Annotated in this window: 16 protein-coding genes; all 16 read right to left on the reverse strand. The window is 71.0% G+C overall.

From position 1 onward, the window contains the following. On the reverse strand, window positions 1-945 hold the full coding sequence (locus tag DT076_RS16580; RefSeq protein WP_147264179.1) for a phage tail family protein: 945 nt from the start codon (window positions 943-945) through the stop codon (window positions 1-3). Beyond that, window positions 942-4,676, reverse strand: coding sequence for a phage tail tape measure protein (locus DT076_RS16585; protein WP_114127824.1), 3,735 nt, complete (start codon window positions 4,674-4,676; stop codon window positions 942-944). Before DT076_RS16585 ends, DT076_RS16580 begins: the two co-directional genes overlap by 4 nt. 18 nt (window positions 4,677-4,694) lie before the next feature. Further along, window positions 4,695-5,099 (reverse strand): hypothetical protein, encoded by a 405-nt coding sequence (locus DT076_RS16590; protein ID WP_114127825.1) that lies wholly within the window; start codon window positions 5,097-5,099, stop codon window positions 4,695-4,697. A gap of 50 nt (window positions 5,100-5,149) precedes the next feature. Beyond that, entirely contained in the window at window positions 5,150-5,698 is a 549-nt protein-coding gene (locus DT076_RS16595) for a hypothetical protein (RefSeq protein WP_114127826.1), read from the reverse strand. Beyond that, on the reverse strand, window positions 5,695-6,009 hold the full coding sequence (locus DT076_RS16600; protein ID WP_114127827.1) for a hypothetical protein: 315 nt from the start codon (window positions 6,007-6,009) through the stop codon (window positions 5,695-5,697). Before DT076_RS16600 ends, DT076_RS16595 begins: the two co-directional genes overlap by 4 nt. Window positions 6,010-6,142: 133 nt before the next feature. Next, window positions 6,143-6,673, reverse strand: a complete 531-nt coding sequence (locus DT076_RS16605) for a phage tail tube protein (RefSeq protein ID WP_114127828.1) — start codon at window positions 6,671-6,673, stop codon at window positions 6,143-6,145. Further along, window positions 6,670-6,912, reverse strand: a complete 243-nt coding sequence (locus tag DT076_RS16610) for a hypothetical protein (protein ID WP_114127829.1) — start codon at window positions 6,910-6,912, stop codon at window positions 6,670-6,672. Before DT076_RS16610 ends, DT076_RS16605 begins: the two co-directional genes overlap by 4 nt. After that, window positions 6,909-7,319 (reverse strand): hypothetical protein, encoded by a 411-nt coding sequence (locus DT076_RS16615; RefSeq protein ID WP_114127830.1) that lies wholly within the window; start codon window positions 7,317-7,319, stop codon window positions 6,909-6,911. The genes DT076_RS16610 and DT076_RS16615 overlap by 4 nt, the downstream gene beginning before the upstream one ends. Further along, window positions 7,316-7,663, reverse strand: coding sequence for an HK97-gp10 family putative phage morphogenesis protein (locus tag DT076_RS16620; protein ID WP_114127831.1), 348 nt, complete (start codon window positions 7,661-7,663; stop codon window positions 7,316-7,318). Before DT076_RS16620 ends, DT076_RS16615 begins: the two co-directional genes overlap by 4 nt. Beyond that, the gene (locus tag DT076_RS19470; protein ID WP_158548177.1) at window positions 7,653-7,829 is read right to left on the reverse strand and encodes a hypothetical protein; all 177 of its coding nucleotides are present in this window, start codon (window positions 7,827-7,829) and stop codon (window positions 7,653-7,655) included. Before DT076_RS19470 ends, DT076_RS16620 begins: the two co-directional genes overlap by 11 nt. Next, on the reverse strand, window positions 7,829-8,287 hold the full coding sequence (locus tag DT076_RS16625) for a DUF6093 family protein (protein ID WP_114127832.1): 459 nt from the start codon (window positions 8,285-8,287) through the stop codon (window positions 7,829-7,831). Before DT076_RS16625 ends, DT076_RS19470 begins: the two co-directional genes overlap by 1 nt. Continuing rightward, window positions 8,272-8,658 (reverse strand): hypothetical protein, encoded by a 387-nt coding sequence (locus DT076_RS16630; RefSeq protein WP_114127833.1) that lies wholly within the window; start codon window positions 8,656-8,658, stop codon window positions 8,272-8,274. Before DT076_RS16630 ends, DT076_RS16625 begins: the two co-directional genes overlap by 16 nt. Before the next feature lie 240 nt (window positions 8,659-8,898). Beyond that, window positions 8,899-10,044, reverse strand: coding sequence for a phage major capsid protein (locus DT076_RS16635; RefSeq protein WP_114127834.1), 1,146 nt, complete (start codon window positions 10,042-10,044; stop codon window positions 8,899-8,901). 13 nt (window positions 10,045-10,057) lie between these two features. Then, a complete protein-coding gene (locus tag DT076_RS19475; protein WP_158548178.1) occupies window positions 10,058-10,432 on the reverse strand; it encodes a DUF2190 family protein in 375 nt (124 codons plus the stop codon). A 2-nt stretch (window positions 10,433-10,434) separates the two neighbouring features. Beyond that, on the reverse strand, window positions 10,435-11,730 hold the full coding sequence (locus DT076_RS19480; RefSeq protein ID WP_158548179.1) for a hypothetical protein: 1,296 nt from the start codon (window positions 11,728-11,730) through the stop codon (window positions 10,435-10,437). Window positions 11,731-11,855: 125 nt separating this feature from the next. Beyond that, window positions 11,856-12,917: a phage minor head protein gene (locus DT076_RS16650; RefSeq protein ID WP_114127835.1), complete on the reverse strand. Its 1,062-nt coding sequence runs from the start codon at window positions 12,915-12,917 to the stop codon at window positions 11,856-11,858. Between the last annotated feature and the right edge of the window lie 3 nt (window positions 12,918-12,920).

The following is a 12,920-nucleotide window of genomic DNA, read 5'->3' on the forward strand; positions in this document are numbered from 1 at the left end:
TCACCACGCCCTGTGGTAGAGCGGGGTCAACGACACCTCGACCGTGCCGGTGCCCTCCATGTCCAGCGACAGCTTCCGCCGTTCACCAGGAGGGATCTCCGCGTACTCGGTCGACGGCCCCAGATCCGCAGTCCGGTCGATGCCCTTGCCGGGCACGTACGGGATCTGCCCGAACATGGCCCGCCCGTCGGTGGGGGCGGTGTCGACTCGCAGGAACTCGCCCTCCTGCAGCGTGAACGGCACGTGGATCCTGCTGTCGCCCACCCCCATCCACGCCGACGTGATCGGCCCGTACAAGGTCCACACCGGGTACGCGTCCTCATCGCCCGGGTTGGTGATGTTCGCGGTTTCCAGCGTGGCGGTGGCGGAGATGTTGAACGGCGGGGCGCCCGTCTCCGGCACGAACGGTAGATCCACACCCCGTGACCACGCCTGCCGGATCGGCTCACCCGTCCAGAACGGCTGCTCCGCATGCAGAGTGATGCCGTACAGGTGCCAGCCGACCCGCTCGGGCGGATCCTGGAACTCAGGGTTGCCGTCGTCGGTGAACCGGAGTCGCAGGTGGCGGGCTTGCCCGGACGGGGTGATGACAGACCACAGACCCGTCTTGCCAGGGTGCATCGTCTGCCAGAACTCCCGATCCAGCGACAACCACGCCTCCGTGCCCGCCGACGTGTACACCTCCAGCGGCCAGAACACCTCACGCTCGTCGGTGGAGTAGCCCCGCCAGCGCGCCCCCGCGACAGCCGGCGCAGTCTGCTTGTGCTGCCGGAACGGCGGCATCGCGAACCCCCGCACACCGGACCACAGCACCGCCCCACCAGCGCCCGAGCACAGATCCCATGTACGCCCGTCAGCGGTCCACAGGATCGTGTTCGTCGTCCAACGAGGAACCGGGGTCGACGGCGGCGGGGACGGGGGAGCGGCGAACGCGAAGACCGTCACAGCCGCCTCCTAGCGATTCCCGACACCACCAGGGCGTTCTGGCGCCGCTGGTCCAGGCGCCGGGCCACCTCATCCGCGTCCGTCCCGAACTGCGAGTAGCGCGCATCCACCAGCGGCAGCGACTCCAGCGCGGCCACGATCTCGCTCATGTCGCTATGCCCGCCGCCCCCGGCCGGGGTCGAGTAGTGCCGTGCCGGGGTGAGCTGGCCGGAGTTGATCTGGTGTAGCAGCGGGAGGTGCTTCGAGGTGTCGACCGGGTTGACCACGTACTCGCCGCCGGTCACCCGAGCGAGCAGGTTGTCCCGGCCGGCCGGCCCGTACAGCAGCCCACCATCAGCGAGGCCGTCACCGCCGCGCAGGTAGTCCTGCGCCTGCCAGATCCCCGACCCGCCCGCCTTGCCGGCGTAGGGGAGGGGAACGCCGTGGATGTGGTCGATCCAGTTCCCCCGCCCGGCACGATCCCACGCAGCGATCCCCTGAGCTCGCAGCAGGCTGATCAGCCGGGAGTTGTAGGGGCGGGCGATGTCGACCGCGTCCCCGGCGTGGGAGGTGCCCGAGTAGGAGGTAGCAGGACGGAACCCGCCCTGGGTGATGTTCAGCCGACCCCACTGCGCCTCCACGGCCCGCAGCCGGTTGGCGAAGTTTTCGGTGAACCGGAACCCGCGCAGGCTGGTGATGCCGTTGCTGCCCATCGGTGCGGTGCCGACGTTCTTCGGTATGGCCGCTTCGACCGCGGCACCGACGATGTTCACGACCTTGCCGGTCATGTCCGTCATCCGCTGCTCGAACGACGGCGCCTCGCTGGTCCGCAGCACGACGTCGACGTCGCGGGACACCAGACCGCCGTCGCGGTATCGCGGCAGCCGCCCGTGCTGGTTGATGTAGTCCAGGTCCCGCTTGCCGATCTTGTCGGCGCTGGATGCCCGGATCATGTACTCCCGGTTCGACCCCAGCAGCAGGAGCTTGTCGTCGGTCGGCCCACCCGGGCCGGACAGCATGCCGCCGCCGAGCGCGGACACCATGTCGTGGCCGTTGGAGACGATCTGACCGCCCGTCGCGTACGGGCTGGCGACCTTGTTGCCGATTTGCACCGACCCGTCGGACCGGACCCGGTAGTTGACCCGGACGTCGACTTCCTTGTCCTGCAGCTCCTTGATCCGCTCCTGGAGCCGCTGCACCTCGGTCTGGGCGGCAGTCATGCCCGGTGTGTTGATCTGGGTGGCCAGCTCCTCCGGGGTGAGGAGGTACTGGTCGATCATCTTCTTGACCTCTTCACGGGAGTAGCCCGCGGCCACGGCAGCGTCCTCGAGCCGCTGCCGGTTCGTCTTGAGGTTCTCCGACGCCTGCTTCGTCGCCGCGGACAGACCCTTCGACTCCTCGGTGGCCTTGAAGTCGGCGGTGGCCTTGTCGTTCATCGCGGTCATCGCGTCGATGACGGCCTGCCGGTTCCGGCGGCCTGCCTCGGTGTTCGCGTCGAGCTCGGCCCGGTTCTCGCCCTCGGCCGCGGTCAGGTCGTCGATCGACTCCTCCCACGCCAGGTTCGCCTGCTCCGCGCCCAGCGCCCCCTCCTTGAGGATGGTGAGGGAGTCGATGACGTTGCCGAGCTCTTCGTCGAGGCGCTTGCTGGCAGCGTTCAGCTCGTCCTGGGCGCCCATCAGGGTCTGCGTGGCCCCCGTGGCCTCACCCGACGCCTCGTAGGCGGCCTGCATCGCGGTCGGGATCTTCCCGCCCATCCAGTCCGCCAGCTCGCCGGCGGTCAGGTTGGTGACGCCCTGGGCCTCCGCCTGCGCGAGGAGCGCGTCGCGGTACTCCGGCATCTGGTCGATCAGTGCCTGTACCGAGTAGCCGTTCTCCTCGGCGGCGACCCGCAGCTGTTGGAACGCGGCCGCGGCCGCTGGGGCGTCGGTGGCGTGCAAGGCGGCCAGCCCGGCGCCGATCTCCCGCAGCCGTGCCTCCATCATCTCGGCTGGCCCTTCGGTGCCGGAGATCGCGGAGGTGAACCCGAACAGGCCGCGGGCGGCCGCGTTGAGCGGCCCATCGGTCCCGGCCAGGAAGGAGAACGCCTGCCCCATGGTGTCGACGCCCTGGTAGATGCCGTCGAAGCTGGCGTTGACGGCGGCGACGTCTCCGGAGGCGAGGTTGGACAGGTCCCCGGACAGCTGCTGGGTGGTGCGGGACATGTCCGCGAACTGCTTGTCGACCAGCAGCCCGGCCGCCTGCAGCGCCGCCAGAGCCGCGGTAGCGCCCATTACGCCAGTGCCGACCCGATCCCAAGCCTGGCCCATCCGAGTGGCTGCCGACCCGACGGCCGGGCTCGACCTGCGCAGGTCCTGGAACGAGGTGTACAGGCCGGCGGCGGACGTCGCCGCCTTGATCAGACCGCCGCCGAGGAGCCCCACCGCGGCCAGCACAGCGCCGCCCTGCACGATGAAGGACTGCATCTCCGGCGGCAGGCCTCCGAAGGCGGAGGCGAGCTCAGCGGCCGCGCTGGCGATGTCGGTGACGACTGGGAGGATCCCGGCGCCGGCGTCGATCGCGGAGTCCTTGATGTTGTTCCACGCGATCGTGACCTGCGACTCGGCGGTGGCGTACCGCTTGGCGGCCTCGTCGGTGAGGGCCGTGTTCTCCCGCCAAGCCTCGTTGCCGGTCTCCAGCGACGCCGACAGCAGATCACCCGAGCCGGCCAGACGCCGCAGGGCGTCAGCCTCACGGATGCCGTTGATCTCCAGCGCCTTGAGGATGCCGTTGGTGTTCCCGCCCTGCACCTGGACGTCGTTCAGCCCGACCAGGAAGGTGTTGAGAGCGCCGGCTGCGTCATCACGGAACGCCGTCTGGAACTCGGCGCCGGTCATCCCCGCGGTCTCGGCGATGGTCTCCAGCGCCGGCCCACCAGATCGGACGGCCTGCTCGACCCGGATCATGAAGGTGGAGATAGCGGTGCCGCCGGCCTCGACCTCGACACCGACGGAGGCGAGAGCGTTCGCGTAGGCCAGCACGTCGGTCTCGGACAGGCCGAGCTGCTTCCCGGCGGCGGCGATCCGCTGCCCCATCTCGACGATCTGCCGCTCCGTCGACGCGCCGTCGTTGCCGAGAGCGACCAGGGTCGACCCGAGCCGGGACACGTTCTCCGGAGCGGTGCCCATGATGTTCATCAGCTGCGCCAGCGAGGTGGCGGCGTCCTCGGCGGTGAGGTTCGTGGTCTCGCCGAGGTCGATCATCGTCTTGGTGAAGCCGGCGACGTCCTTGGTCTTGACGCCGAGCTGGCCCGCGGCTTCCGCGGTGGCGGCGATCTCGCCGTGCGCGGCCGGCATCGTCTTCGCCAGCTGCCGCAGGTCGCCCTCCAGCTGGACGAGCTCGGCGTCGGAGCCGTCGACGGTCTTGGTGACCCCAGCCCACGCGGACTCCCAGTCCATCGCGGCCTTCGTGACCGCGCCCAGACCTACCCCGGCGGCCAGCCCGAGACGGGTGAGCCCGCCTCCGATCCGGTCGAGGCTGGCCGACTGCCGGTCCACAGCCGCGAGGGCGGTGCCCAGCCTGCCGACCTTGGGCGCGGCCCGCTCAGCCTCAGCGCCGATCCGCTGGGTGGTGGCCGAGATCCCGGCGAGCTTGACGTTGCCGGCCTTTGTCGCGGAGTCGGCGACCCTGTCGTAGGCGGCGGCGAGTCGCTCGAGGTCCCTGGGGGCGGTGCCGAGGTCGGCGCTGTACTTGACGGACAGGGTGCGCTCGCTCACCAGCCACCCCCTTCCCGGTCAGTCGTGGTGCTCGCTGTGCAGTTGTTGGGCGGCGACGATGGCGGCCATCTCGTCCTCGGTGTGGATCGAGTACTGCCGGTACGCCTCTGGGTGGAAGCCCTTGTCGCGGATGGCCTTGTCGGCGGCGGCCCGCTTCGCCAGGTGGGAGTCCAGCGCCATGCACGCTCGGCAGATCGCCTCACCGACGACGTACTTGGGTCCGGTGTGTCCCTCGCGCTTCAACGACTCCGACAGGGGTCGGCCGCAGGTGTGGAGGTCGGCCTCGTACTCGGCGAGCGCGTGGAACCAGGCGAGGTCGTCGGCGTTGTACTCGGGTTCGCGGGTGGTCACCCACTCGGTGGGACGGCCCTCGTCGTCCCAGGAGGTGACGGTGGTGCGTTGGCGGGGTTCCCAGCCCCGCACCCTGCGGCGGGAGGTGCCGAGGGTGCGGGCCAGGGTGACCTCGCGGCGGGTCAGCGGGTCTTGGCGGAGGGCTTCGACTCGAAAGGGACGGAGGGTGCGGTGGTCAGGTTGAGGGTCTGCACCTTCGCCCGCAGCGACTGCATCTCCCCGAAGCCGAGGCTGTCGGCCAGGTCCGGCCAGGTGTCGTCGGTCGGCTCGTCCCCGATCCAGGCGCCCTGGAAGCCGGCCGCGGCGAGCGCGTCGATGAACTGGCGGCGGACGTGCTCGCGGGCCTCGCCGGTCTTGTCGGTCTCCGGGTCCGGGTCGGGGTAGTCGGCGAGGATCTCCTCGTAGCGGCGGTTCCCGACGTCCTTGAACACCATCCGCAGCGTGTTCTCCCACACGGCCTGCTCCGCCTGCTCGATCAGCGCGTCGATGGCGCTGGTGTCGACGTTCGCCGTGGCGGCCCGCTTCTTGCCGGGCGGGTCCAGCAGCCGCGCCCGCTCGGCGGTGAGGCGGTCGAGCTCGGTGCGGGTGTCCTCGTCCAGCAGGATCGAGAAGGTCAGTTCACGCTGGCGGGCGGACAGCCGCTCCGACGCCAGCTTCTTCCGGTTGCTCATGCCTGCACCTCCCGGCAGATCGAGGCGGGCGGCATCGACACGAGCGGTTGCACGACTTCCGCGACCAACAGCGGTAGCTGCAGGGCGTCGCTGTAGCCGATGGTAAGTCCGACGTCCTCCGGCTTCACGGAGTCCGGAACGCCCTCGGTCTGGTCGGCTGGACTGGCGATGTACTGGACGTACATCTTCCTGGTCTCGGTGTCGATAAAGATGCGGGTGCTGCGGTAAGGGTCGATGTGGTTTTCGACGCACCAGCGGGTGCCGTCGACGGGGCTGTAGTCGTCGAGGTCGGGGTTGACGTGCAGGATCATGCTCGGGTTCTCCTGTGCTCGGGTGCTCGGGTTGGTGGGTCGGGTGTGGCTTGCTGAGCCGGGGAAGGTGCCCAGCACGCCGGGGGAAGGTGGGTGCGGCCCCGAGCAAGAACCGCACCCACCGGACTTGGGGTCAGGCTCCGGCGACGACGCCGTCGACGACGGGCCCGGTGACGCCGATCTCCTGCATGTACTCGAACTCCTGCCCGTCCTCCTCCGGGTTCACCGCGTTCGGGATCCGGACGCCGAACTGGACGGGGTAGGCGATGTAGCGCTGCCCGGCGGCGAAGTCGACGAACTCGCCCGGGGCGGAGTCGAGACCGCGGCGGCGGATCAGGTAGCCGGTGGTGCCCTCGACCAGGCTCTTGTGCGCGTACTCGGGGTCGTCGTCGTCGGCCTGCGGGTCGTCGATGAAGGTCAGCTGCTCCACCGTCCACTCGACCCGACCCAGGCTGTCGAAGCCCTGCTTCGAGCACAGCCGGTACTTCTTCGTCTTCGCCTGGGTGGCGGTCGCGTTGAACTGGCGGATCGCGCAGGTGATGTTGATGGCGCCGGCGCCGGTCGCCTCCGCCGTGGTCATCGCCTCGACGTCGGCGAGGGTGGGCACGTACAGGACCGTCTCGCGGCTGAGCGCGTTCACGGCCTCCGGGAAGTACAGGGTCATGATGTGGCCTCCTCGGCCTGGTCGGCGGTGCTGATGGTGGTGGCCGGGCTGGCCTGGCTGCCCTCACCGGAGGTGGTGGGGGTGTTCTTGGGCTGCCTGGGCTTGTCCGGCAGCGGGTCGCCTGCGGTGTTGGTCGCGGGCTGCTTGAGCACGGTCAGGTTGTGGGCGCGGGCGTACACGGCGGGCTTGGTGGTGTGCCCGCCGGGCACGGACACGCGGACGTACTCGGGTCGGCTCACTGAGGGCTCCTGACGGTGGCGATGTGGAAGCGGAGCGGCAGCCAGAACCGGGGCGGGCCGGAGTCGCTGTCGTCGCGTTGGAGGGTCATGCCGGTGTCGTCCTCGACGCAGCGGCCGGCAGACGGCAGATCAGGGAAGGGGCGCCATCCGGTGAAGCGGCTGCGGACGATCTCGACGGTGTTGGCGGCCTGTTCGCGGGACCAGCCGGCGCAGGTCAGCTGGAACGGGGTCCGCAGCGCCGAAGCAAGGTCGGCGGCACGGCGGCCGCGGGCCCAGCCGGCGCCGGGGTAGAACACGACGTAGGCCACGTCGGGGACGGCGTCGATGACCTGGCCGTCCATGGCGGTGTAGCTGGTCTCGGCCTTGAGGTGCTGCCAGATGGTCTCGGTGAGCGTGTGGAGGTTCACGTGAGCCGGTCCAGGATGTTCTCCAGCGCCTTCTCGAAGGCTGGGAGGCGGCGGTCGGCGGCCGGGTGCAAGTAGGGCTGGGGCGCCTGCCGTGACGTGCCGAACTCGACGTACTCGGCATAGTCGACCGTCGGGCCGACCTCGGCGCCGAGCTTGTCCTCGGTGAGGTCGTGGCCGATGGAGTTCCGCAGAGCGCCGGTATCGACGGGTGCGAGCCGCTTGGCGTCGGCCTCGATGTCGAGGGCGGTCTTCGCCACCACCTTCTGCACCAGCAGCTCCATGCCGGCTGCGCCGCGGCGCAGGTCCCGGGCCAGCCGGCGGAGGTCGGACACGTCAGCGGGCATCGCGGTCCTCCTCCAGCCATCCGGGGTAGGGCTGCTGCCGGAACCCCACAGGGGCCTGCATCGGGTAGGGGGTGTCGACCGGCGGCCCGTTCTGCTCGGTGGGGTGCTCTTCGTCCTTGCGGCCGATCTCGACGTAGTAGCCGCGGATCTCGACGCGGAGGAACATCAGCCGACGTCGTCGGTGCAGATCAGGTCCCGCTGCCAGCGCAGCGTGCCGAGCAGGACGTCGGTCACCCGCAGCCGCTGCCCGACCAGCTGGCCGTCGCTGGCGGCGGTGACCTCCACGTACAGACCGACCTCTGCGGCGTCGCAGCCGCGGGGGAACATCACCCGGTAGTCGTGGTCGGTGATCTCCTGGTCGGCGACGTCGTCGGTCCGGGTGCGGTTCAGCTGCTGCACCCGGATCGGGGTGTCCTCGGCGTCGGCGGGCCACACCTGCTCCCACGTGTGGGTCTGGGTGTTGGTCGCCGGGTCAAACACCAGATCACCTCGGCGGACCAGCCGGCCGCGTCCGGTGGCCTGACCGGCCGCGGTCGGGGTGTGGTGGGCTTCCCAGCCGTCCGGGATCACCTGGAAGCCGGGCCGGATCGGGCTGCGGTAGCCGGGCCTCACCACGGACACCACGGCCGCACCGGCTCCTCCACCAGCTCCGGCCAGCCTCGGGTGGGGCGCTCACCGCCGGTGACGGTGAACCCCCAGTCGGCGTCGGCGTCCTCGGCGTCGGCGTCAGCGCGGAGCGCTGCCGCCTGCTCGCGGAGCTCCCGGGCCAGCGCCGGCCCGTCGGTCGACAGATCCTGGGTGGTGATCTTCTTCGACAGCCGGGCCTCGTTGCCGGCGATGATCAGCAGCGCCTCCGCGGCGGCCCGTTTCGGGCCCCGGGTGCGGGCGAGGATCGCGTCGAGCTCCTGGTCGTCGAAGACCGGGGTGTCGCCGAGGTCGGAGATGAGGAGGCGGAGGTAGCCGCGGTCGCTGGTCGGGTCGTAGTCGATCGCCATCGCTGTCCTCCCGGAGGGTGTTGGTGGTGGGCGCAGGTCGTCCGTCGAGGAGGGTGGAAAGGAGGGCGTCGGCGCCTGCCCGGCCGGTCCTGGCCAGGGCACCCTCAGTCCGCCTTCTCGCACGCGCAGAAGTGCCCCACCGGGTGCGCCGACTTGTGCGAGTTGACGCCCACCACCAGGCCTGGGGAGAGGACCGGCGGCCTGCCCCCGTCGGGGGGTTGAGGGCAGGCCGCCGGTCGGTCAGGAGCCGCGGGAGACGTAGGTGAACGTCGGGTCGCCGTGCTGGTGGCCGACGATGTGACGCACCCGGTGCTGGATGTCGTCCACCTCGAACGAGCCCTCGAGCGGGCTGATGTTCCCGCCGCCGACCCGCTGCCCGGTCGACACCTTGACCCGCAGGTCGGGGGTCTCGTAGCCGCGGAGGAACGCCGCGAACGACGCCGGGCGGGCCTGGCCGGGCTTGGGCAGCACGAACCAGGTCGTGGCGGCCTTCGCGTTGGTGTTGATGACGTCCAGCATCGGCTCGACGACGTAGTCGGTGGTCCGCAGGAAGTTGTCGTACACCGACTCGGTGGTGCCGTCGGTCTCCCGGATCTCCCGCAGCGCCTGGATGCGCTGCATCTGCGGCTCCAGCGACGTCGGGATCACCACCTGGAGCTGGGGGCGGGCGACGTGGCGGCCCTGGCGGGACTTCCGCTGCGCCATCGCGGTCAGCACCGTGTCCAGGTTGGCGGCGGTCAGCGGCAGCGCGGTGGGGGCGTTGCCGTTCGCCGTCTTGAAGAAGTCGGTGTTGACGTCGGAGGCCAGGTTGGTCTTCGGGTCGATCTTCAGCAGGTTCGCCAGCGCGTTGATCGTCTCGGTCTCGGCCGCGGCCCGGGCGAACCGGGTCGGGATGGCCTCGAGCTCGTCGATCGCCTCGTTGTTCTTCATCGCCTCGAAGCTGATGGCGTCGCGGAGGCCGTACTTCGCGACGTTGATCCACCAGTTCTCGTGGTCCTGACCGGCGCCGGTGGGGTACTCGGTCAGCTCGGGCACCAGCTTCAGCCCGAGGATGTTGGACCAGCGGTCCATCAGCCGCTTCGGGCGGAAGTCGTTGACCGTGGTGATGTCGGTGTACTGCCGCCACACCGACGGCTGCTCCTGGTACTGCTGCAGGGTCTCGGAGTCGACCTGGGCGTACGCGGCCAGGGTGAAGTCGCTGGTGGAGAACGCCTCCCGCAGCTCCTTCTCCGACTTCCGGCCGGCGAACGCCTCGCGCATGAAGGCGGCGGTCTGGTCCCGGAAGGCCTCCGCGACCTGGAACCGGCGCGGGGAGACGGTGCCGTCGAAGAACCCGTCCTCGGCGGCGCTCTCCGAGGCCTGCCCGTTGATCAGCTGCATGCTCATGATGTGCTCCTGGTCAGTTCGCGATGCGAACGGTCAGCGGCCCGGAGGGCGCGGTCTTGGTGGTGAGGGCGTGCCCGAACAGGCTGTTGTCCGTGGCGGCGCCGGAGAGGGCGCCGTCGGCGGTGATGTAGACCGGGTCGCCGACGTTGGCGACGGCGAAGTCGACGGTGAACTCGGCGGCGCCGTTCAGCTTCACCGAGGCGTGCCCGTCGGGGTTGAGGTTCACCGCGGGGCCGCGGACCGGGTCCGGGGTGGCGGACGCGGAGGCGCGGTCGGTGAGCGCGACGCCGTTGAGCCCGCCGACGCGGACCGGGTCGCCGGACTTGGTGCCGGCCCGGACCGGCAGCGACAGCTGGTCGGCCTGGTCGAAGATGATGTTCTTGGCCATGATCAGGCCTCCTTGATCTGACGGCCCCACGGGTTCACCTGGGGCTGGCTGCTGCTGGTGGGGGCGGACTCGGCGGCGCCGAAGCCGGTGACCTTGCGGTCGGGGGTGATCTCGGCCAGCAGGTCGGTCTCGGCCTTGATCGTCTCGGTCAGGCGCGTGTCGAACGCCTCCTCGTCGAGGACGCCGGCCTCGGTGAGCTTGAGGTCCCGCAGCGCCTCGGCGAGCGCCCGCCGACTGAGGGTGTCGGGCAGGTTGGCCTCGGCCAGCGGGGTCACGGCCCGCTGCTCGGCGGCCTGCCGGGCGTTCAGCTGGGCGAGCTCGGCCGCGAGCTGGTCCGCCCGGTTGGCACGCTCGGTCAGCGTGGCGTAGTCCGCCTCGGTGATCTCCATCGTGTGCTCCTGTGGGTTGGCCCCGGCCGAGCTGGCAGGGGTGGTCGGGGCGCCCGCTTCGCTGGCGGGCGTGCTGCTCGGGTCGGTGATCGGCTGGTAGGTGGTGATGACGCGGACCTCGACGGGGCTGCCGGTGAGGGTCGCGACGCCGTCGGTGAGGGTGTAGGCCTGCTGCCAGGTGCGGGAGCGGTCGTCGGGCTCGTCGTAGCGGGTGAACCAGACGAGGCGGGCGGCCGGGTCGAAGTCGCGGAGCCATGCGCGGCGGGGCAGCACACGGGTCAGGGAGTCCCGCTCGTCGTCGGTGGCCGTCTCCCGGGTCAGCGTCCCGCCGCGGGCGGACTCGAGCAGGCTGATCAGCTTGCCTCCGGCGCCGGCCTTCGTGACGACGTCGACCGACAGCGCCTCGGTGATGCGGGTGATCAGCATCCCCTTGCGGCCGGCGGCCTCACCCGGCTCGGCCTCGGCGAACGCCCGGATCGACAGGCCGACGTCGCCGGCCATCGCCTCCACGACCGGGGCCATGTGCGGGTAGAACTCGATCTCGGCGTGGAGCCCGTCGGACTCCATCACCGCGTCGGTGACGAGCTTCCCGGCCATGTCCCGCACCGACCGCTCGGGCCGGTCCATCGCCTCGGTGCTGCCCGGGTGGTCGAGGTAGACCGGGATGCCGGCGGCGAACACGCGGCTCTTCGCGGCCTCGGAGAGGGTGCGGGTGGGGTAGTGCCCGGACGAGCCCCACACGTCGGCCTCGAGGATGCGGGCGGAGTACCGGCGGGCGCCGTTGTCGGGCTGGCTGGCCTCGCGGACGAGGGAGACGCCGGCCTCGGCGACGATGGCGCGGGACGTCTCCACCGCCGGGGCGGACTCGTGGAGCAGGATCCGGCGGTACTCCTTCTCGCTGATCTCCATCGGGACCTCCTAGGGTGCTGGTGTGGATCAGGGATGCGAGCACGCGTGGCGGCTCGCTGAGGTCGTCGCCGGCGTGGACGGGTCGCTGGAGCGGTACGAGTGCGCCCGCTGCCTGGCGGTGTCGGCTACGCGGCCCGTTGGCGGCGCGTCGTGGTTCCGGGACCGAGTGGCGCGACCTGCCACGAGGGACGCCAGTCCGCGTTGGTCCGGCGCACCGCCAGATCCGACCAGGCAAGGTCCCCTGCCTGGAGACGGCGGAGCCGCTCCGGGCCCATGATCTGCCTCTGCACCGCCTCGGGCTGAGCGTCGAACCACTCGCGCCCGGTCGGCTGCTCGACGTCGTCCGGCTCGTCCAGGGCGATGCCGAGGTCCCGCCACGACTTCGTCACCGGCAGGCTGGTGCACCGGCACTGTGGGTGTCCCTCCGGGCCGGGCGTCCCCGCCGGGTGCTCGGTGCCGTGGCGGCTGATGCACGCCGGACAGGTGCGGGCGTCCAGGGTCGCCTGCCACGTCCACCCGGCCAGCAGATCGCTGTTCGCCATCCGCGCCTGCCGAGCGGACTCACGGTGGGCGTCGAGCATCTCGGTGCGGGCGATGGTCTCGGCGCGGCGGCGTCCGCCGTTGAAGTCGCCCTCGACCCGCTGCAGCATCCGGCGGGCGGCGGTGCGCGGGTTGTCCCCGACGGCGACCCCGCGGATCAGGCTCGACCGCATCGCCCCAGCGGCCTCGTCGGACAGCGGGAGCAGCCGTGACGTGATCTGCTCGGTGGAGCGGCGGACGATCGCGTCGAGCGCGGCCCGGTCGACCCGGTCCCAGGACACGGTCACGCCGGCGGGCAGCTGGGTGCGGGCGATGGTCTCCACCCACTCCTCAGCGGCGCCGGTCAGCATCGGCAGCGCCTCGGTGACGGTGACCCCTGCTGCTTGGGTGAGGTCGCTGATCGCGTCGGAGGCGTGCTGCAGCGCGGCGGCGACGCGGCGGGCTCGGGTCACCTGGCGGCGGGTGGGCCAGTCCCCGTCGGCGCCGGCGGCGATGAGCGCGTCGATCACCGCGGCGAACTCGTCGGCGAGCTCGTCCCACGCCCGTGACCAGTTGGCCGCGAGGTCACGAGTGGCGGCATCGACGGTGGAGTCGAGCTCGATCCGCAGCTCCCGCAGCGCCTGCAGCGTCCGATCAGTGACCGCCACCGC

The sequence above is a fragment of the Desertihabitans brevis genome (assembly GCF_003327535.1).
Classification (GTDB): Bacteria; Actinomycetota; Actinomycetes; order Propionibacteriales; family Propionibacteriaceae; genus Desertihabitans; species Desertihabitans brevis.

Bases quoted from the DNA above. Each gene is read 5' to 3' on its own strand.
- DT076_RS16620 (WP_114127831.1), bottom strand. From the start codon at position 7,663: ATGCCCGCTGACGTGTCCGACCTCCGCCGGCTGGCCCGGGACCTGCGC.
- DT076_RS16630 (WP_114127833.1), bottom strand. From the start codon at position 8,658: ATGGCGATCGACTACGACCCGACCAGCGACCGCGGCTACCTCCGCCTC.
- DT076_RS16595 (WP_114127826.1), bottom strand. From the start codon at position 5,698: ATGAGCAACCGGAAGAAGCTGGCGTCGGAGCGGCTGTCCGCCCGCCAG.
- DT076_RS16635 (WP_114127834.1), bottom strand. From the start codon at position 10,044: ATGAGCATGCAGCTGATCAACGGGCAGGCCTCGGAGAGCGCCGCCGAG.
- DT076_RS16600 (WP_114127827.1), bottom strand. From the start codon at position 6,009: ATGATCCTGCACGTCAACCCCGACCTCGACGACTACAGCCCCGTCGAC.
- DT076_RS16605 (WP_114127828.1), bottom strand. From the start codon at position 6,673: ATGACCCTGTACTTCCCGGAGGCCGTGAACGCGCTCAGCCGCGAGACG.
- DT076_RS19475 (WP_158548178.1), bottom strand. From the start codon at position 10,432: ATGGCCAAGAACATCATCTTCGACCAGGCCGACCAGCTGTCGCTGCCG.
- DT076_RS19480 (WP_158548179.1), bottom strand. From the start codon at position 11,730: ATGGAGATCAGCGAGAAGGAGTACCGCCGGATCCTGCTCCACGAGTCC.
- DT076_RS19470 (WP_158548177.1), bottom strand. From the start codon at position 7,829: ATGTTCCTCCGCGTCGAGATCCGCGGCTACTACGTCGAGATCGGCCGC.